General features: G+C 68.3%; 18 protein-coding genes. 5 read left to right on the forward strand and 13 right to left on the reverse strand.

Annotated elements, in window-relative coordinates; translation table 11 throughout:
* Positions 1-18: 18 nt before the first annotated feature.
* From dxr to C1933_RS06465, 12 genes are all read right to left on the reverse strand, one after another.
* Positions 19-1,209 (reverse strand): 1-deoxy-D-xylulose-5-phosphate reductoisomerase, encoded by a 1,191-nt coding sequence (gene dxr, locus C1933_RS06410; RefSeq protein ID WP_108752591.1) that lies wholly within the window; start codon positions 1,207-1,209, stop codon positions 19-21.
* Between the two features lie 2 nt (positions 1,210-1,211).
* Positions 1,212-2,057: a phosphatidate cytidylyltransferase gene (locus tag C1933_RS06415; protein WP_108752592.1), complete on the reverse strand. Its 846-nt coding sequence runs from the start codon at positions 2,055-2,057 to the stop codon at positions 1,212-1,214.
* The gene (gene uppS, locus C1933_RS06420; RefSeq protein WP_108752593.1) at positions 2,054-2,821 is read right to left on the reverse strand and encodes a polyprenyl diphosphate synthase; all 768 of its coding nucleotides are present in this window, start codon (positions 2,819-2,821) and stop codon (positions 2,054-2,056) included. Before uppS ends, C1933_RS06415 begins: the two co-directional genes overlap by 4 nt.
* A 5-nt stretch (positions 2,822-2,826) precedes the next feature.
* Positions 2,827-3,381, reverse strand: coding sequence for a ribosome recycling factor (frr, locus tag C1933_RS06425; RefSeq protein WP_108749065.1), 555 nt, complete (start codon positions 3,379-3,381; stop codon positions 2,827-2,829).
* Positions 3,382-3,478: 97 nt separating this feature from the next.
* Positions 3,479-4,207 (reverse strand): UMP kinase, encoded by a 729-nt coding sequence (gene pyrH / locus C1933_RS06430; RefSeq protein ID WP_108749066.1) that lies wholly within the window; start codon positions 4,205-4,207, stop codon positions 3,479-3,481.
* A gap of 120 nt (positions 4,208-4,327) precedes the next feature.
* Positions 4,328-5,866 carry a GGDEF domain-containing protein gene (locus tag C1933_RS06435; protein WP_108752594.1) on the reverse strand — a complete coding sequence of 513 codons (1,539 nt, stop codon included), beginning with the start codon at positions 5,864-5,866 and terminating at the stop codon, positions 4,328-4,330.
* Between the two features lie 253 nt (positions 5,867-6,119).
* Positions 6,120-6,995, reverse strand: a complete 876-nt coding sequence (gene tsf, locus C1933_RS06440; RefSeq protein ID WP_108752595.1) for a translation elongation factor Ts — start codon at positions 6,993-6,995, stop codon at positions 6,120-6,122.
* Positions 6,996-7,121: 126 nt separating this feature from the next.
* Positions 7,122-7,931 carry a 30S ribosomal protein S2 gene (rpsB, locus tag C1933_RS06445; protein ID WP_108749069.1) on the reverse strand — a complete coding sequence of 270 codons (810 nt, stop codon included), beginning with the start codon at positions 7,929-7,931 and terminating at the stop codon, positions 7,122-7,124.
* Positions 7,932-8,211: 280 nt separating this feature from the next.
* Complete coding sequence (locus C1933_RS06450; protein ID WP_108752596.1) at positions 8,212-9,249, reverse strand: spore coat U domain-containing protein; 1,038 nt, start codon at positions 9,247-9,249, stop codon at positions 8,212-8,214.
* Positions 9,246-11,576, reverse strand: a complete 2,331-nt coding sequence (locus C1933_RS06455; protein WP_108754758.1) for a fimbria/pilus outer membrane usher protein — start codon at positions 11,574-11,576, stop codon at positions 9,246-9,248. The genes C1933_RS06450 and C1933_RS06455 overlap by 4 nt, the downstream gene beginning before the upstream one ends.
* Before the next feature lie 25 nt (positions 11,577-11,601).
* Entirely contained in the window at positions 11,602-12,339 is a 738-nt protein-coding gene (locus C1933_RS06460; RefSeq protein WP_108754759.1) for a molecular chaperone, read from the reverse strand.
* A gap of 12 nt (positions 12,340-12,351) precedes the next feature.
* Positions 12,352-12,879, reverse strand: a complete 528-nt coding sequence (locus C1933_RS06465) for a spore coat U domain-containing protein (protein WP_108752597.1) — start codon at positions 12,877-12,879, stop codon at positions 12,352-12,354.
* 229 nt (positions 12,880-13,108) lie between these two features.
* Here C1933_RS06465 and map point away from each other — a divergent pair, with 229 nt between their 5' ends.
* From map to dapE, 5 genes are read left to right on the forward strand one after another with little or no spacing between them, the layout of a single operon-like run.
* Positions 13,109-13,894, forward strand: coding sequence for a type I methionyl aminopeptidase (map, locus tag C1933_RS06470; protein WP_159091882.1), 786 nt, complete (start codon positions 13,109-13,111; stop codon positions 13,892-13,894).
* Between the two features lie 2 nt (positions 13,895-13,896).
* A complete protein-coding gene (locus C1933_RS06475; protein WP_108752598.1) occupies positions 13,897-16,524 on the forward strand; it encodes a [protein-PII] uridylyltransferase in 2,628 nt (875 codons plus the stop codon).
* Positions 16,524-17,588 (forward strand): 2,3,4,5-tetrahydropyridine-2,6-dicarboxylate N-succinyltransferase, encoded by a 1,065-nt coding sequence (dapD, locus tag C1933_RS06480; RefSeq protein ID WP_108752599.1) that lies wholly within the window; start codon positions 16,524-16,526, stop codon positions 17,586-17,588. Before C1933_RS06475 ends, dapD begins: the two co-directional genes overlap by 1 nt.
* Positions 17,589-17,601: 13 nt before the next feature.
* Entirely contained in the window at positions 17,602-17,967 is a 366-nt protein-coding gene (locus C1933_RS06485; RefSeq protein WP_108752600.1) for an arsenate reductase, read from the forward strand.
* Complete coding sequence (gene dapE, locus C1933_RS06490) at positions 17,964-19,091, forward strand: succinyl-diaminopimelate desuccinylase (RefSeq protein WP_108752601.1); 1,128 nt, start codon at positions 17,964-17,966, stop codon at positions 19,089-19,091. The genes C1933_RS06485 and dapE overlap by 4 nt, the downstream gene beginning before the upstream one ends.
* A 64-nt stretch (positions 19,092-19,155) precedes the next feature.
* On the opposite strand, the gene C1933_RS06495 is transcribed toward dapE, so the two are convergent.
* On the reverse strand, positions 19,156-19,839 hold the full coding sequence (locus tag C1933_RS06495; RefSeq protein ID WP_108752602.1) for a pentapeptide repeat-containing protein: 684 nt from the start codon (positions 19,837-19,839) through the stop codon (positions 19,156-19,158).
* Between the last annotated feature and the right edge of the window lie 69 nt (positions 19,840-19,908).

The following is a 19,908-nucleotide window of genomic DNA, read 5'->3' on the forward strand; positions in this document are numbered from 1 at the left end:
TTCGGTTCGTCGAGGCGTTCAGGCGGCGGCGATGGCGTTCAGGGTCAGGTGGCGTGCCCGCTGGTCGGCGGACAACAGGCCCTCCAGTGTATCGGCTGGCTCGCTGGGCAGTGTTGAAAGAGCGTTAGCAACCAGCGCGGGAATGGTCAGGAAACCGATCCGGCCCTGAAGAAACGCTGAAACCGCCTCTTCGTTGGCGGCGTTCAGCACTGCCGGGGCGGTGCCGCCGGCCTGCATGGCCTGCCAGGCCAGGGCCAGGCAGGGGAAGGCCTCGGTATCGGGGGCCTCGAAATCCAGCCGGCCCTGGGCCAGCAGATCCAGCCCGCCCACGCCCGATTCGATGCGCTGCGGCCAGCCCAGGCCCACGGCCAGGGTGGTGCGCATGTCCGGCAGGCCCAGCTGGGCCAGGGTGGAGCCATCGACGAATTCGACCAGTGAATGCACCAGGCTCTGCGGGTGCACCAGCACCTCGATGCGCTCGCCCGGCACGGCGAACAGGTGGTGGGCCTCGATCACTTCCAGGCCCTTGTTCATCAAGGTGGCCGAATCGACCGAGATCTTCGGTCCCATCGACCACTTCGGGTGCGCCACGGCCTGGGCCGGGGTGACCTGGGCCAGCTCGGCGCGGCTGCGGCCGCGGAACGGGCCGCCCGAGGCGGTCAGCAGGATGCGGCGCACACCGGCGCCGTCCAGGCTGGCATCGCGCGAGCGCAGGCACTGGAAGATGGCGCTGTGTTCGCTGTCGATGGGGATGATTTCGGCGCCGGCCTGGTCGGCGGTGCGGGTCAGCAGTTCGCCGGCCAGCACCAGCGATTCCTTGTTGGCCAGCAGGATGCGCTTGCCCGCCGCGGCGGCGGCCAGGGTCGAGGACAGCCCGGCGGCGCCGACGATGGCGGCCACCACGGTGTCGCAGGCGTCGCTGGCGGCCAGCTGGTCCAGGGCGGCGGCACCGGCGTGCGCTTCGGTGGCCAGGCCGGCCTCGCGCAGGCCGTCGCGCAGCGGCGCGAACAGGGTCTCATCGGCAATGACCGCGTGCGCCGGGCGGTGCACCCGGCACAGCGCCAGCAGCGCCTCTACCTGGCGGCCGGCGGCCAGCACGGTGGCCTGGTACTGCTGCGGATGGCGGGCGATCACGTCCAGCGTGGAGGCGCCGATGGAACCGGTGGCGCCGAACACGGCGACCCGGCGGGGGTGTGCAGCAACGTCCATGGTCAGAACCCGAAGATTTCCTTGCCCAGCGCGAACACCGGCAGGGCGGCCAGCACACCGTCGATGCGGTCCAGCACGCCGCCGTGGCCCGGAATGAGGTGGCCCGAATCCTTGGCACCGGCGTGGCGCTTGATCAGGCTTTCGTACAGATCGCCCAGCACCGAGGCGAACACGGCCACCACGGCGGTGACCAGCAGGCCCGGCAGGTGGGCGGTGTCGACCCCGGCCAGCAGGCCCAGGCCGACGGCCACGGCCACGCCGGCCACCAGCCCGCCCAGCAGGCCTTCCCAGGTCTTGTTGGGGCTGATGCGCGGGGCCAGCTTGTGCTTGCCGAAGCGGCGGCCGGCGAAGTAAGCGCCGGAATCGGCGGCCCAGACCAGGGCCAGCGCGGCAAACAGCCACAGGTGGCCGTTGCCGCTGCGCGTGGCATCGACATCGCCGCCGGCGTGGATGAGCACCAGCGCCGCCCACGACGGCACGATGGCCAGGGTGCCGGCCAGCAGCTTCAGGATGCGGGCCGGGCTGCCCGGCTGCGCGCCGAACTGGTAGAAGCGCAGCCACAGCAGGGCGCACAGCCACCAGCCCACGCCCACCAGGGTGGCGATCTGGTACAGCACCAGGCTGCCTGCATCGGCCCAGACCAGCAGCACCATCAGCAGCAGGTTCAGCACCAGCAGCACGGTACGGGCCAGGGTGTCTTCCACGTCGGCCAGCTTCAGCCATTCCCACAGCCCAACAAGGAATACAGCGGCCGCGGCGGCGGCCAGCCACTGCGTGGGCAGCAGCAGGATCGCGGCGATGGCGACCGGCGCCATGATCAGCGCGGCGAGGACTCGGGTCTTGGTCATGGGTTGGACGTCTCGGTGGCCATGGCGGCGATCTGGGCGCTGGTCAGGCCGAAGCGGCGCTCACGGCTGGCATAGGCGTCCAGCGCCTGTTGCAGCAGGGCGGCGTCGAAATCCGGCCACAGCGCTTCGGTGAACCACAGCTCGGTATACGCCAGCTGCCACAGCAGGAAATTGCTGATCCGGGTATCGCCACCGGTACGGATGAACAGATCCGGCGGCGGCAGGTCGGCCAGGGCGACCTGGCGGCCCAGCAGCGATTCGTCGATCTGCTCGGGCAACAGGCGGCCGGCGGCCACTTCCACCGCCAGTGCGCGGGCGGCACGGGCGATGTCCTGGCGCCCGCCGTAGCTGGCGGCGATGGACAGGGTCAGGGTGGTGTTGTCGGCGGTGCGTTGTTCGGCCAGCTGCATGCGGCTGACCAGGCCGGCGCCGAAGCGCTCGCGTTCGCCGATGAAGCGCACGCGCACGCCGCGCCGATGCAGCTCGTCCACTTCGCGATCGAGCGCGCCAAGGAAGAGCTTCATCAGGGCATCGACTTCGTCCTGCGGCCGGCCCCAGTTCTCGCTGGAAAACGCGAACAGGGTCAGCGCCGGAATGCCCAGTTCAAGGCAGCGCTCGATGGTGCGGTTGACCGCGCGGGCGCCGGCGCGGTGGCCGATGACGCGCGGACGACGGCGCTGCTGTGCCCAGCGCCCGTTGCCATCCATGATGATGGCAACGTGGCGGGGCAGGGCGGCCGGCAGAGGTGGCGGGACTGAAGGCATCGACTTCAGACCGACAGCAGTTCCTTTTCCTTGTCGGCCACGACTTTGTCGACATCCTTGATGTTGCTGTCGGTCAGCTTCTGGATGTCGTCTTCGCCGCGCTTCTTTTCGTCTTCGCTGATCGCCTTGTCCTTGACCAGCTTGGCGATTTCCTTGTTCGCATCCTGGCGGATGTTGCGGATGGCGATCTTGGCGCCTTCGCCTTCCTTCTGCACCTGCTTGGCCAGTTCCTTGCGACGCTCTTCGGTCGGCGGCGGCATGTTGATGCGGATCGCGGTGCCCAGGGTGTTCGGGGTGAACTCGGCGTTGTACAGGCCCTTCTCGATCTCCTTGATCATGCTCTTGTCGAAGGGCGTGACCAGCAGGGAGTGGGCGTCGGCATTGGAAATGGACGCGACCTGGTTCAGCGGGGTGCTGGCATTGCCGTAGGCATTGACCGTCACGCGGTCCAGCAGGGCCGGCGTGGCGCGGCCGGTGCGGATGGAGGTGAGGGTGTGCTTCAGAGCGTCGATGCTCTTGGCCATGCGCGTCTGCGCGTTGTTCTTGATGTCGTTGAGCATCGCCCGGGTCCTGGATGTAACTGGAATCGGGCGATTATAGGCGAATACGGGACGCTGCCGGGCCTGGATCGGCCCGGGGCCCGGTTGCCGCTCAGGCTCAGGCCGGGTCGCGGCCCTGCACCAGGGTGCCGATGTTGGCGCCGTTGAGGATCTTCAGCAGTTCGCCCGGCTGGCCCATGTCGAACACGCGCATCGGCAGGTCGCTGTCGCGGGCCAGGGCGAAGGCGGCGGTATCCATCACTTCCAGGCCGCGACGGATCACTTCGTCGTAGCTCAGGCTGTCAAAGCGCACCGCGTCGCTGTACTTGTTCGGGTCCTTGTCGTAAACGCCATCGACCTTGGTTGCCTTCAGCAGCAGGTCGGCGCCGATCTCGATGGCGCGCAGGGCGGCGCCCGAATCGGTGGTGAAGAACGGGCTGCCGACGCCGGCGGCGAAGATCACCAGACGGCCCTTTTCCAGGTGGCGGATGGCGCGGCGGCGGATGTAGTCCTCGCACACGTCGTTGATCTTGATGGCGCTCATCACGCGGGCCTTGGCGCCCAGCTTTTCCAGCGCGTCCTGCATGGCCAGGGCGTTGATGACCGTGGCCAGCATGCCCATCTGGTCACCGGTGACCCGGTCCATGCCGCCTGCGGCCAGGCCGGCGCCACGGAAGATGTTGCCGCCGCCGATCACCAGGGCCACTTCGGCACCGGCCTGCTGGGCCTCGATCACTTCACGGGCCAGGCGGTTGATGATCTTCGGGTCGATGCCGTAGTCCTCATCTCCCATCAGCGCCTCCCCGGACAGTTTCAGAAGGATGCGGCGATAGGCGAGCTTGGACATGAGGACCTCGGGTGCGTGGAAATCGCGGGCGATTCTACGCGCATGCAGCGCGCGGCCAAAGCGTTTTGTGCGCTGCGGCGCGATTTGGCGTGATCCCCCGGCCCGGGCCAGGGGATCCATTCAGCCAAGCTCGAGGCCTGCAGTCGCCGACAGCTCATCATGCCCCAGTTCGCCGGGCGAGCGGGCGATGACCCGGTTGCGGCCCAGGTTCTTGGAGCGGTACAGCACGTCATCGGCCGCGCGCAGCAGGTCCTGCACGGTGGCAAAGCGCTCGTAGCCGCCCTGGGTGGCCACGCCGGCGGAGAAGGTCACGAACAGGGGCCCGCTTTCGGCTTCGGTCATCGGGGTGGCCACGATGTTCGCCAGCACCCGGCGGATCACGTCCAGGGCCATCGCTTCGCTGGTGTTGGGCAGCAGCGCCACGAACTCCTCGCCGCCGAAGCGGGCGACCGTGTCGCTGTTGCGCAGCTGGCCCTGCAGCTTGGCGGCGAAGGCGCGCAGCACTTCGTCGCCGGTCAGGTGGCCGTGGGCGTCGTTGATCTTCTTGAAGTCATCCAGGTCGATGAAGGCCACCGACAGCGGCCAGCCGTGGCGGCCGGCGCGCAGGAATTCCTGCTCGAGCACGGCTTCCAGCTGGCGGCGGTTGAGCACGCCGGTCAGCGCATCGCGGTGGGCCTGGTCGGCCAGGCGCTTGGCCCGGGCCTCGAATTCGTCGGCGCGGCGGCGCGCCTGTTCGGCATCCTGCATTTCGCGCAGGTTGCGCAGGGTGGTCAGTTCCTGTGCGTGGTCGATCAGTTCACGCACGCGCTGCGGCGAGCTCAGGCCGGTTTCAAACAGGCTGGCGATGTCGGGCAGGGCGTCGCTCATGCGCGCCAGCACCTGGTCGAAGCGGGCGCTGTCCAGCTGCAGCTGGTCATGCACCTGGTGCAGGGCGCGTTCGCGCGCGGCGTCGGCATCGCTGTCCAGCCAGATATCGGCCACCGCACCGGACAGCTGCACGCAGGCCTGGAACGGGGTGCTTGCCGCTTCGGCATCTTCGCTGTGGCGGATGCTGTCCACCAGGTAGCGCGGCAGGCCCCATTCCTCGGCCACCCACGCGCCCACGTCGGCATGGCTGCAGCCCAGTGCCTGGCGCTCGCGTGCGACCAGGTCGGGGTTGTCCTGCGCTTCGCGCAGCAGCGGCAGGTAGCGTTCGGATTCGGCCTGGGCCAGGCACAGCACGCCCATGTCCTGCAGCAGCCCAGCCAGCATCAGCTCTTCCAGCCGGCGCAGGCCGCGGGCCTGGCCCAGCTGGCTGGCGGCCAGGGCGCTGAGGATGCTGCGCTTCCACGCGCGCTGGCGCAGGTCGTGGTCGGCGCCGCCGCCGGCGGTCAGGCCCTGGGTGACGGTGAAGCCCAGCGCAAGGCTGATGGTGGCGTTCAGCCCCAGCATGGTCAGCGCCTGGCCGAGGTTCTCGATGCGGCGGCGGCTGGCGTACAGGGGCGAGTTGGCAATGCGCAGCATGCGAGCACTCAGCGCCATGTCGATGGCGATGATGTCGGCGGCGGTGGCGATGTCCGCTTCCGGGTCCTGCGCCAGTTCGATGATGCGCAGGGCAATACCGGGAGGCGAGGGCAGGTTGCGGCACAGCGCCAGGGCAGCAGTCAGCTCAGGAGGCATGTCGGATCGTCAAATTCCATTAGGACAAGAATACTTAGGAATGCATCACAGTTTGCGTTTTTCGTTCCTGCTATGCGACTGCGAATTCCCCTGTGCCGAGTATCGGCTTGAATCGCAAACAACGCAAAGGTATCTGGCACGTGAGTGCGCACCCGTGGTGTGCAGCCATGGCTTCACAGGTGCCGCAGGCAAAAAAAAAGAGCCGCGGTTTCCCGCGGCTCCTCTTGGTCAGCTCGCAGCCGGTGGGCTGGAATCAGACCTGCATGGCCTTGGCAACTTCGGCGGCGTAGTCTTCCACCACCTTCTCGATGCCTTCGCCCACGATCAGCAGCTGGAAGCCCGCCACGTCGGCGCCGGCGGCCTTGACCACCTGCTCGACGGTGGTTTCGCCCAGCACGTAGGTCTGGCCGTACAGGGTCACTTCGCTGACGATCTTGTTGATCTTGCCGCTGATGATCTTTTCCAGGATGTCGGCCGGCTTGGACTTGTCCTTCTCGGACATCTTCGCCAGTTCGATTTCCTTTTCCTTCTCAACGAAGTCGGCCGGAACGTCGGCAGCCTTGTTGTGCGGCGGCTTCAGCGCAGCCACGTGCATGGCCAGACCACGGGCCAGCTCGACGTCGCCGCCGATCAGGTCGACCAGCACGCCGACCTTGCCGTTGGTGTGCACGTAGGCACCGATGTTGCCGGTGGTGTCGACCTTGACCAGGCGGCGGATCTGGATGTTTTCACCCAGGGTCTGCACGGCGGTAGCGCGGGCTTCTTCCACGGTGCGGCCGTCGGCCAGCTTGGCAGCCTTCACGGCTTCGACGTCGGTGGCGCCAGCGGCCAGGGCGGCAGCGGCGACGGCGTCGACGAAGTTCTTGAAGTTGATGTCGTTGGCGACGAAGTCGGTTTCCGAGTTGACTTCGACCAGCACGGCCTTGCCGCCGTCCTGGGCCAGGCCCAGACGACCTTCGGCAGCCACGCGGTCAGCCTTCTTGTCGGCCTTGGCAGCGCCGGACTTGCGCAGGGCTTCAGCAGCGGCGTCGATGTCGCCGCCGGCTTCGGTCAGCGCCTTCTTGCATTCCATCATGCCGGCGCCGGTGCGCTCGCGCAGTTCCTTGACCAGGGAAGCAGTGATTTCCACGGGATTTCCTCACGAAAGAAAGGGGTTGGGCCGGCATGGTGGCCGGCCCGTGTGACACGGTCCTGTCACGCGCCAAGGGCTGCGCGCAGGGAGGGTGGACGCCGGGCGTCCACCCCGGGGCCTGGATCAGGCCTGGGCGTCGTCGCCCTTCTTGGCAGCCTTCTTCGCCGGAGCGCGGCGGGCGGCCTTGTCTTCGCCTTCGGCAGCAGCGGCGTCGGCGAACTCTTCTTCACGCACCGAAGCAGCGTGCGGAGCAGCAGCCTTGCCTTCCAGCACGGCGTCGGCAGCGGCGCGGGCGTACAGCTGCACAGCGCGGATGGCGTCGTCGTTGCCCGGGATGGCGTAGTCCACCAGTTCCGGGTTGTAGTTGGTGTCGACCACGGCGATGACCGGGATGCCCAGCTTCTTGGCTTCCTTGATCGCGATGTCTTCGTGGCCGATGTCGATCACGAAGATGGCGTCCGGCAGACGGTTCATGTCCTTGATGCCGCCCAGCGAGGCTTCCAGCTTGTCGCGCTCGCGACGCAGGCCCAGCACTTCGTGCTTGACCAGCTTCTCGAAGGTGCCGTCGGTTTCACCGGCTTCCAGTTCCTTCAGGCGGGCAACCGACTGCTTGACGGTACGGAAGTTGGTCAGGGTGCCGCCCAGCCAACGCTGGTTCATGAACGGCATGCCGCAACGCTCGGCTTCTTCACGGATGGTTTCGCGGGCGCTGCGCTTGGTGCCCAGGAACAGGACGGTGCCGCGCTTCTGGGCCACCGACGAGATGAAGTTCATCGCGTCGTTGAACAGCGGGACGGTCTTTTCCAGGTTGATGATGTGGATCTTGCCGCGGGCGCCGAAGATGTACGGAGCCATCTTGGGGTTCCAGTAGCGGGTCTGGTGGCCGAAGTGGACGCCGGCTTCCAGCATCTGACGCATGGTGACCTGGGGCATTGCAATACTCCTGATGGGGAACCTGCATTTCCGCCCGCGGTAATAGTGTGCGGGACGCGTGGAAACGCGATCGGTTCCGGGGTTGGGCTTCCCTGTTGCCTCCGTGGCCGAACTCCTTGCGGAGCACCCCGGCACGGATGGGGGCAGCAGGTGTGGATTCACCGGTGACGTCCGGTGTGGACGGTGCCCCGCGCACGGGGCGGCAGGGCATCCGGAGGATTATAGCCAGATGCAGGGGCGCGGGGCAAATGGCCCCGGCCGGGCGGGGATCGGGCGGCGATCAGTAGGTGATGGTCACGTTGATCACATCGCTGTAGGTACCGGCCGGCGGCTGGCCCGCCACCGGTGGCACCCGTCCGTAGATGGTCAGCTGCTGGGCCGCGCCGGTGCCGACCCCGCCCACGGTATCCACGGTGAGGGTGTTGCCCCAGCGTTGGCTGCGGCCGGCATCGCGGTACAGCTCGTAGCCCAGATAATAGTTGCTGCCGGCCACGGTGGTGCGCATGCGCCGGGTACTGGTGCCGGTGGGGTTGTTCTGGCCGTTGTCCAGGCTCACCTGGTAGGCGGTGTTCTTCAGGCAGGTCAGGGTCAGCCGCGCGGTCTGGTCGATATTGGCGGCGATGCTGCCGGTGACGTTGCCGAAATTCATGGCCGTGGTGACATAGCTGCCGCACTGCGGCAGCACCGTGGCGGTAGCGGTGAAGCTGAACGCAGCGCTGGCACTGTTGGTGCCGGTGGCGCCGCCGTTGCAGGTGGCCGGCACGGTGGCGGTGCCCAGCAGCACTTCGTTCCAGGCCCAGGTCAGCACCACGTTGGCGCCACTGAAGCTGCTGCTGTAGTTGCCCGATGCCAGGGTCTGGTTGGCCGGTATCTGCGCGAACAGCTGGGTGCTCTGCGCGCCGCTGCCGCCAGTCAGCAGGGGCACGTTGTAGGTCATGGTCAGTTCCTGTGCCGGCGGGGTGCCACGCGGCAGCAGGCCGGTGGCCTGGCTGTAGCTGGCGTTGTTGTAGATCTGGAAGTTCAGGCTGTCGCCGCTGCTGGTGGTCATGGTGCGCCCGCTGGCCGGGGTGCCGCCGCCACTGCCGGCGCCGATGCCCACGCAGACCCGCACCCCGGTGGTGGCCAGCAGGCTCAGTGCGGCGGTGGTGCAGTTCACGGTGATGTTGAGGGTGCCGGTACTGGGCGCGGCGGCGCCGCTGTTGACGTTGTTGAAGGGCAGGGTGGGGTTGGCCGTGGCGGTACAGGTGGCGGTGGCCCAGGCCGGTGCGGCCAGGCACAGGCTGGCGGCCATCAGCAGCAGCGCCAGCAGCCCCTTCATGGCGCCGCGCCCGGCAGGCAGCGCAACGGCGTGGGGCGCGGCGTGGCGCCGGCGGCCTGCACGTTGGGCGCATCGGGTATCCGCACGCTGCACGCGCCCTCGTTGGTGGTGACCTGCAGCACGCTGCCGGGGGCCACGTCTTCCAGGTACAGCAGGCCGTCGTAGCCCACCGTAGCCTGGCGCCCGTCCGGCAGCTGCACTTCGCTGCCGACGTCCAGCGGCTGCCCGGCCGCATCCTGCAGGGTCAGCCGCAGGGAGGGGCGCGCGCGCAGGTTGAAGGTGACCCCGGTGCCGGCACCCTGTGGCGGCGTCACCCAGTCCTCAATGCGATCGGCGCGCATGTCCTGCGGCAGATCCAGCGTATCGATCGACACCCGGTTGCGTTGCCACGACAGCAGCGGGCTGACCAGCAGCAGGCCACGGTCGTCGGTCACCCCGATCAGGCGGTTTTCCAGCCGCACCGGCACCCCGCCCACGCCATTGGTGCTGACCACCGCAAACGCGTCGGCCACCTCGCGGGTGGCGAAGCTGTGGCCATCCATCCAGACCACGCTGCCGCTGGCGCTGCCGTAGGCGAAATTCAGCCCGCTCTGGCGCGAGGCGCCCAGCGCATAGCGGCCGACGTTGGTGAGCACGCCCACCTCGGCCAGGCCGCCCAGGCCGTCATCGCCCTGCCGCAGCTGTGCGCGCCAGCCCATGCCGCCAGCGCTGCCGTCGCCCGGCACCGGTTGGGTGATGTCGGCCACCCAGGCCTGTGCGCCGCCGTTGCGCTGGGCGGACAGGCTGGCCTGGCGGTTGTTGCCCAGGGTGGCGGTCAGGGACAGATACACGCTGCGGTCGTTGCTGCGGTCCAGGTTCTGGTTCAGCGACAGGTAGGCCGACCAGCGCGGGCTCCAGCTGCGCGACCAGAACAGGCTGGCGTAGCGGTTGTCGTCGCCGTCGGGGTAGCGCAGCCGCAGGTAGCTGGCGCTCAGGGTGCCCAGCTGGGCCAGGTCGATGCCGGCGGTGGCCTGTTCGCTGATGCTGGGCGGCAGGCTGCCCTGCAGCGCGCCCAGGTCGCGGTAGTCGCCGTGGCTGCGCACGCTGCGCAGGTTCAGGTTGAAGCGCCGGTTGTTCCAGCTGTAGCCCACGGCCCATTGGCCGCCGCGCAGGCCCTGGTAGCGGCTGCGTGCATAGGCGGCATTGACCACGCCCACGCTGCCGATCTGCCACCAGCCGCCCAGGCCGGCCTGGGCCAGGCCGCCGCCGCCCTCGGCATGCGCCTCGCCGGTGAAACGGTCGCTCAGGCCGCCGCGCCAACTGGCACTGGCCACGGTGCGGTCGTCATAGGCGAAGGATGCCTCGCCGAAGCTCTCGCGCAGCCGGCCCACGCCCAGCGACCAGTCGGACAGGCCCTTGGCCAGCAGCTGCTGGGTGCCATAGAAGCTGAAATCCAGGGTCTGCATGCGGCCGAAGGCATCGGTCAGCACCACCTGGGCGTTGCCGTTGCCGCTGATGCCTGGCTGTGCCGCCAGCTGGAACGGCCCCACCGGCACCTGGCCGCTGTACTGGCGCAGGCCGTCCACATACAGCTCGACGGTTGAAGGCACCACGGCCTGGCCCAGGAACGATGGCGTGGGGGTAAGCACGCGGTAGGGCTGCAGGCCGTAGTTGCGGCCGATCTGCAGGCCGCCCAGGCGGACCTGGCGGGACCAGTCAACGAAGCCGCTGTAGAAGTCGCCCACTTCCAGGCTCAGCGCCTGGTCGGGGAAATCCAGGGTCCAGCGGGTGTCCAGGCGCACGCTTTCACTGTGCCAGCGGCGGTCCTCGCTGCGCTGGTAGCGGCGGGTCACCGCGGTGTTCTCGAACGTGCCGCGGCCGATGCCGAAGACCCGGGTTTCCGAGGTCAAGGTCAGGTTGCCGCGCCCATCCACGTGGCTGCCATACAGATCGTAGTTCAGCAGCACGCCCGGCGCGGCGGCGCTCACTTCGGGGCGCGCCTGCGGCCGGCTGAGCACGGTGGTGGGCAGGGTCAGCTGTTCCAGCGGCACGTCCAGGGCCAGGGTCTGCTGCTGGGCGTCATAGCGCACCACCACGCCGCTGATCTGGTCCAGGAAGACTGGTGCCTGCCCGGGCGCACTGAAGCCGAGCTGGCGCAGCACCTCGGGGCTGGCCTGCAGGCGCCCGCCGGTTTCGGTGAAGGGCAGCAGGCCGCGCGGCGTGCTGTTCAGCACCACCGCCAGGTACAGGGTCTGCTGCGCGGTAAGCGGCGTGGGCGGCGGCAGCAGGGCATCGGCAGCAACACCGGAGACGTCGGCCGCCGAGGCGGCCGTGGGAACCAGTGCCATGCCCAGCAGCGCGCTCACCAGCGCCTCAGCGAGCCGGTGTGGGGGGCAGGGGCGTCTGCTTGGGCGCGCCATTGAGCTTGGCCGAAATCTGGTCGTTGTCGCGGTCGATCGCCGTGCGTTCCAGCGGCCAGCGCATCACCTGCCCGGGCAGCACATAGCCCAGCAGGCCCGGGTGGACGATGCGCGGACGGTCGGCGCTGCCCAGCGCAAGATCGGCGATCTGCGCATGGGCCGTGCCGCTGTTGCGCACTTCCACCCCGTCGCGGCCGTCGTCCAGGCGTACCAGCCTTGCCTGCAGCTGTGGCTTCAGCCGGCCGGGCGAAGGCGGCAGGATGAACACCGGAATGGAATAGCGCAGGACGAACTGCATGCCGCTGGCACGACGGGCCAGGTCCGGCACTTCGTCCACGATCAGGCGGAAGTACTGCGGCGCGTCCGGCGGCAGGTTGTCCGGGCGCATCACCCGCACCAGCTGCTGTTGGCCGGCGGCCAGTTCCTGCATGGGCGGGGTGGCCAGCAGGTCTTCGGTGGGCAGCAGCTGCTCCTGGCCGTCCTGCTGCACCCAGCGGAACACGCGCACCTGCAGTTTCACCGGCGCGGTGCCACTGTTGGTCAGCCACAGTTCGCCGGCGCGCTGGCGTGCATCCAGCTGCAGGGTGGTCGGGGCGACCTGCAGGCTGGTGGCGGCGCGGGCCGGCGCCAGCAGCGCAAGGGCGAGCAGCAGCGCCGCGCCGATGGCGTACCACGGGCGGATCGGGTTCATCGGCACCACCCGTCAGTAGGTGATCGTGGCGGTGACGGTATCCAGGTAGTTACCGGCGGAGGCGTTGTTGGTGCTCAGGTTGCCGATCTGGCCATACACCGTGTACGGCTGGGCCAGGCCGGTGCCGATGCCGGCCTGGGTGTTGGTGCCGGACGTGGCACCCCAGACCAGGGTGTGCGCTGCATCGCGGTAGAGCTGGTAGCCCACGTAGTTGTTGGCCGTCACCGTGGCGTCAGTGTTCTTCATGCGCCGGGTGGTGACGTCGTTGGCGGTACCGGCATTGGCGCCGGCGTTCAGCGAGATGGTGTACGGGGTCAGGGCCGAGCACTGGGCGGTGACCGTGCCCTGGCCGTTGGTCGGCGTGGCCGTGGTGGAGGCGGCGGTGCCGAAATCCACGTTGGTGGCGGCGGCGGCCGTGATGGTGCAGGCCTTGGTGACGATGAGGGTCACGTTGAAGGTGGTGGTATCGGCCGCGGCGGCGGGGCCGGCCAGCAGCAGGGCCAAGGCCCATGGCAGGGTGGAACGGGCTGCGGATCGCATGGACAACCTCCCTGACCCGAAGGTCTGTTGAACAGGGCGAGGGCGGTGCGGGGGCACCGCGCTGACGTCAGTGTCCTCAGAGGTAAAGCACTAAGTGTCTGTATTTCGTGAGAAAAATGCGTGGCAAAAGGCGAAGCGCATCACGTTTTCACATTCCTTGCCGGAACCGTGCATTGGCCAGACCCTCAGTTGGGTGGCGTTCGTTCAGATTGCGGCTGGATCGGCGATAATGGGTGCCATGAGCGTGAATCTGAAAACCCCGCAGGAAATCGAGATGATGCGCATCGCCGGCCGCCTGGCCAGCGAAGTGCTCGACATCGTCACCCCCCACGTCAAGCCCGGTGTCACCACCGAGGAACTGGACCGCATCTGCCACGACCACATCGTGAACGTGCAGGGCGCCACTCCGGCCAACGTCGGCTACCGCGGCTTCCCCAAGACCGTGTGCACCTCGGTCAACAATGTCATCTGCCACGGCATCCCCAGCGAAGGGAAGGTGCTGAAGGACGGCGACATCATCAACATCGACGTGACCGTCATCAAGGATGGCTGGCACGGCGACACCAGCCGCATGTATTTCGTTGGCACGCCGTCGGTGATGGCCCGCCGCCTGGTGGAAGCCACCTACGAAGCCATGTGGCGCGGCATCCGCGCCGTGCGTCCGGGGGCCACCCTGGGCGATATCGGCCATGCCATCCAGAGCTATGCCGAAGGCGAGCGTTTCAGCGTGGTGCGCGAGTACTGCGGCCATGGCATCGGCAAGGTCTACCACGATGAACCGCAGGTGGTGCATTACGGCCGCCCGGGCCAGGGCCTGGTGCTGCAGCCGGGCATGACCTTCACCATCGAGCCGATGATCAACGAGGGCACCCGCTACAACAAGGTGCTGCCCGATGGCTGGACCGTGGTGACCAAGGACCGCAAGCTGTCGGCGCAGTGGGAGCACATGATCGCGGTCACCGAGACCGGCGTGGACGTGCTGACCCTGTCGCCCGGCGAATCGCAGGTCTCCTGACCATGCTGCCGGCGGGTTCACTGCTGGACGCGCCGGCCGATTCGCTTGACGATCCCGAATGGGCGTCTGCCGCACGGCAGGCGCTGCAGCAGGCCGATGCTCGGCTGTACCGGCGCTTCGACCAGGGCGACAACATCGAGCGCCTGATCGCGCTGCGCGCGCGCGCGGCCGATCACCTGATCCGCCTGGCCTGGCAGCGCTGCCTGCCGGCCGACAGCGGCCTGTCCCTCTTCGCAGTGGGCGGCTACGGGCGCGGCGAATTGTTCCCGCGCTCGGACATCGATCTGCTGGTGTTCGGTGAAACGTCGGCGCAGCTGGCGCACGAAGCGGCGCTGTCGCGGCTGTTCGCCCTGTTGTGGGACTGCGGCCTGGCGGTCAGCCACGCCGTGCGTTCGGCCGCCCAGTGCCGCGAAGCGGCCGCCGATCAGACCGTGCTGACCGCCTTGATCGAGGCCCGCCCGATTCTGGCCGACGACGGTGCGCGCCGCGCGCTGCGTGCAGCCGTGGACGATCGCGAACTGTGGCCGGCGCGCGCCTTCTTCCTGGCCAAGCTGGACGAACTGCGCGGCCGCCACGAGCGCTTCGGCGATACCGCCGACAACCTGGAGCCGGACCTGAAAGACGGCCCCGGCGGCCTGCGCGATCTGAACACGCTGGGCTGGATGGCGCTGCGCGCGTTCGGCGTGCGCGATCTGGAAGCGCTGGTGGGCCTGGGCCACCTGGGCGCCGATGAAGCCGCCGCGCTGAAGCGCGAACGTGCGGTGCTGGCGCGCCTGCGCTTTGGCCTGCACCTGGTGGCACGGCGCCCCGAAGAGCGCCTGCGCTTCGATTACCAGAAGACCCTGGCCGCGCGCCTGGGCTTCGAAGACGACGCCGAGAATCTGGGCGTCGAGAAGATGATGCAGGGCTTCTACCGCGCCGCATCGGTGGTGCGGCGTATCAGCGACCGCCTGCTGCAGCGCTTCGAGGAACAGTTCGATGGCGAAGCGCAGCCGGAACCGCTGACCGTTGGTTTTTCCCTGCGCCGCGGCTACCTGGCCGCCAACGACGCCGACTGGCCGTGCGGTGATGTCGGCCAGGTGTTCGCCCTGTTTGCCGGGTGGGCCAACAACCCGCAGGTGCGTGGCCTGCATTCGCTGACCGCGCGTGCGCTGGCCGAATCGCTGCCACTGCTGCCGGCCTACGACCAGGCCGATGCCGATGCGCGCGAACAGTTCATGGCCCTGCTGCGCGGCCAGCGGCCGGTCGAAACCCTTTCGCGCATGGCCCGGCTGGGCGTGCTGGGGCAGTGGATTCCGGCCTTCGCCCAGGTCAGCGGGCGCATGCAGTTCGACCTGTTCCATGTCTACACCGTCGACCAGCACACGCTGATGGTCCTGCGCAACATCGGCCTGTTTGCCAGCAGCCGCGCCGACGAGCGTTTTTCCATCGCCCACGAAGTCTGGCCGCGCCTGCGCAAGCCGGAACTGCTGCTGCTGGCGGGCCTGTTCCACGACATTGCCAAGGGCCGCGGCGGCGACCATTCCGAACTGGGTGCGGTCGATGCGCGCGCGTTCTGCCATGCCCATGCGCTGAGCGGCAGCGATACCGAACTGGTGGCCTGGCTGGTGGAACAGCACCTGCGCATGTCGGTGACCGCGCAGAAGCAGGACATCGCCGATCCGGTGGTGATCCATCGCTTCGCCACCCTGGTGGGCAGCCGCGACCGTCTGGATTACCTGTACCTGCTGACCTGCGCCGACATTGCCGGCACCAGCCCCAAGCTGTGGAATGCGTGGAAGGACCGGCTGCTGGCCGATCTCTACTTCGCCACCCGGCGCGCGCTGCGTGATGGCCTGGAACACCCGATGCCGGCCGCCGAGCGCGTGGCCGAAGCGCGCGACAGCGTGCGCGCGCTGGTGCGCGAGCGCGGTTACGACGATGCCACCATCGACCGCCAGTTCGCGGTGATGCCCGATGAAGGCTTCATGCGCCTGCGCCCGGAACAGCTGGCCTGGCAGGCGGCGGCACTGGTGCCGATCAAGCAGGGCCACACCCTGGTGAAGGTGCGCCGGATCAGCGTCGATGACCCCGCGCTGGAAGTGTTCGTGCACTCGCCCGACCGCGACGGTCTGTTCGCCGCCATCGTGATGACCCTGGACCGCAAGGGCTACGGCATCCACCGCGCGCGCGTGCTGGACGGCCCGTCCGACACCATCTTCGATACTTTCGAAGTGAGCCCGGCCGACAGCTTTGCCGATGGCAGCAGCGCCAATCTGGAAGTGGCACTGCGCGAGGCGCTGGGCGGCGATCTGACCCGCCTGCGGCCCTCGCGCCGGGCCGTGCCGCGGCAGCTGCGCCACTTCCGTTTTGCTCCGCGCATCGAGTTCCGCGACGAACCCGGTGCCACCCGTTTCGCCCTGGTTGCCCCCGACCGCCCCGGCCTGCTGGCCGACGTGGCGTTCGTGCTGCGCAACCAGGGTCTGCGTGTGCATGACGCACGCATTGCCACGTTCGGCGAACGCGCCGAAGACACCTTCGTGATCAGTGACGAACACGACCTCCCCCTGACTGAACCTGCCCGGCAGCAGCTGCATGACGCGATGCTGGCCTGCCTGGACCCTGATCGAAACGCCGGAGACACCGCCTGATGGCCACCAAGCCCGCCAAGAAGACCGCCGCCACCGCCAAGGGCGCAGCGCCGAAGAAAACCGCTGCCGCCGCGACGGCCGCCAGGAAAACTGCTGCACCGGCGAAGAAGGCGGCGGTGAAAACGCCGGCGGCAAAGAAGCCGGCGGTGAAGAAGGCCCCGGCCAAGAGCGCCGAAGTTGCACGCGCCGAAACCATTGCCCGCAAGTCGCTGCGCAAGCCGCAGGTGCCGGGCGTGGAAGAACTGAAGTTCGGCATCGAGAGCGCCTTCGAGCGCCGCGCCACGCTGACCCTGCACGAGCTGGAAGGCTCGACCCGGCCGCTGGTGAACCGCGTGATCGATGGCCTGGAAACGGGCGAATTCCGCGTGGCCGAGCCCGACGGGCAGGGTGGCTGGAAGGTCAACGAATGGCTGAAGAAGGCCGTGCTGCTGTATTTCCGCGTGAACGACATGGCCGTGGTCGATGCCCGCCCGGCGCCGTTCTGGGACAAGGTGGAATCGCGCTTTGCCGGTTATGACGAAGCGAAGTTCCGCCGCGCCGGCGTGCGCGTGGTGCCCGGTGCGATTGCCCGCCGTGGCACCTACTTCGGCAAGGACGTGGTGCTGATGCCGAGCTTCACCAACATCGGCGCCTACGTGGGCGAAGGCACCATGGTCGATACCTGGGCCACCGTGGGCTCCTGCGCGCAGATCGGCCAGCACTGCCACCTGTCCGGCGGCGCCGGCATCGGCGGCGTGCTGGAACCGCTGCAGGCCAGCCCGACCATCATCGAAGACCACTGCTTCATCGGTGCGCGTTCGGAAGTGGTGGAAGGCGTGGTGGTCGGCCACCACAGCGTGATCGGCATGGGCGTGTTCCTCAGCCAGAGCACCCGCATCTACAACCGCGCCACCGGCGAAATCACCTACGGCTACATTCCGCCGTACAGCGTGGTGGTGTCCGGTTCGCTGCCCAGCAAGGATGGCACCCACTCGCTGTACTGCGCGGTGATCGTCAAGCAGGTCGATGCCAAGACCCGCAGCAAGACCAGCGTGAACGATCTGCTGCGCGGCCTGGCCGACTGAGCGGGGCGCCTGCATGACCACCACCGTCTACGGCCTGAAGAACTGCGACACCTGCAAGAAGGCCACCAAGTGGCTGGACCGCTTCGGCGTGGCGTACACCTTCGTTGACTACCGCGACAACAAGCCCAGCCCGGAAACGCTGCTGGAATGGGCCGCGCAGCTGGGCGGCCTGGCCGCGATGGTCAACAAGTCGTCCACCACCTGGCGGCAGTTGCCGGACAACCGCAAGGCGGCCGAATCGGACGCCGAGTGGAAGCTGCTGCTGCGCGAATACCCGCAGCTGATCAAACGTCCGCTGGTGGTCACCGCCGACGGCACGGTCAGCCAGGGCTTCAGTGACAACGGCTTCAAGGCGCGCTTCGGCGTGGGCGGCGCGTGAGCGCCGTCCTGGACCTGGCCTGCGAGCTGATCGCGCGGCCGTCGGTCACCCCCGACGACGCCGGTTGCCAGGCGCTGCTGGGCGATCGCCTGGCCGCCGCCGGCTTCCACTGCGAGCACCTGCGCCTGGGCGAGGTCGACAACCTGTGGGCCACCCACGGCAGCGGCGCGCCGGTGCTGGTGCTGCTGGGCCACACCGACGTGGTGCCGCCGGGCCCGCGCGAGGCCTGGCAGAGCGATCCGTTCGTGCCGCAGATCCGCGACGGTGTGCTGTACGGGCGCGGCGCGGCCGACATGAAGGGCAGCGTGGCCGCGTTCGTGGTGGCCGCCGAGCAGTTCGTTGCCGCCCACCCCGACCATCCCGGCACGCTGGCCGTGCTGCTGACCAGCGATGAGGAAGGCGATGCCATCGATGGCGTGCGCCACGTCGCGCGTCTGTTCGCCGAACGCGGGCAGCGCATCGACTGGTGCATCACCGGCGAACCGTCGTCCACCAACACCCTGGGCGACCTGCTGCGTGTCGGCCGACGCGGCAGCCTGTCGGCAAAGCTGCAGGTGCAGGGCGTGCAGGGCCACGTGGCCTACCCGGACAAGGCGCGCAACCCGATCCACCAGGCCGCACCGGCGCTGGCCGAACTCAGTGCGCGGCGCTGGGACGAGGGCTATGAGAGCTTCCCGCCGACCAGCCTGCAGATCTCCAACATCCACGCCGGTACCGGTGCCAACAACGTGATTCCCGGCGTGCTGGAGGTGGATTTCAACATCCGCTACAACCCGCACTGGGACGCGCCGAAGCTGGAAGCAGAGATCAGCGCGCTGCTGGACCGCCACGGCCTGCAGTACAGCCTGAAGTGGCACCGCAGCGGCGAGCCGTTCTACACCCCTGAAGGCACCCTGCGCGCCACCGCGCGTGCGGTGCTGGCCGAGCACATCGGCCGGGCGCCGGAAGAAAGCACCGGTGGCGGTACCTCGGATGCACGTTTCATCGCGCCGCTGGGCGCACAGTGCATCGAAGTGGGGCCGGTGAATGCCAGCATCCACCAGGTGGACGAGAACGTACGCGTGGACGAACTGGACGCATTGCCCGGGCTGTACCAGCGCCTGCTGGAACGACTGCTGGCCTGATCCAACGCCTGCACTGGCCGGTGCCCGTTGGCGGGCGCCGGCCTGGTGTCACACCCGGGTCAAGTCACCCCACGATCAAGCCGAACGCGGCCATCGCCGCAGCGGCCTGCGCATGCGAGATGCGCGCCTTGCGGAAGTGTTTGGCGTCCATCACGTTCAGCCCGCTGATATCGGTATCACGCAGGTCGGCACCATCGAAGCGCGCCAGTCGTGCCTGCACGTTGCGCAGGCTGCCGCCCTCGAACACCGCATCGCGGAAGTCGCAGCCGGAGACATCGGCTTCGGAAAAATCATTGCCGCACAACGGCGCCTTGCGGAATGACAGCCCGCGCAGGTCGGCGCTGACCAGCAGGCAATCGCGGAACGACAGCAGCCAGCCACCGGCTTCCTGCAGCTGCGCGCCGGTCAGCTTGCAGCCCAGGAACTGCACCGACGACAGCGTCGAGCGGCGCCAGTGACTGTTGTTCAGATCGCAGTGTTCAAAGCGCGAATCGCTCAGCTGGGCCGAAGTGAAATCGACAGCGGCACCACGGCAGCGGCTCCACTGCGTTTCCTCCAGCGAGGCCGCCAGCCACTGCGAACCGGCCACTGCACAGTGGTCGAACTGGAACCCGTCCATGTCCAGGCGGGAAAAATCGCCGTGCTCGAACGAACATTCCTCGAAGCGCGCCGCGCGCGGATGGGCGGCGACAATCGCCTGCATGCGCGCGCGGTCGATGGTTTCGCCGTGGAAACGAGCCTGGGCCATGTGTACTGCCGTTGTTTCAAGCCAAGGTGCATTCTCGCCAACTCTGCGGCGCAGGGGCAGTCTTGTGAT

It is taken from the genome of Stenotrophomonas sp. ZAC14D2_NAIMI4_6, from assembly GCF_003086875.1.
Lineage (GTDB): Bacteria > Pseudomonadota > Gammaproteobacteria > Xanthomonadales > Xanthomonadaceae > Stenotrophomonas.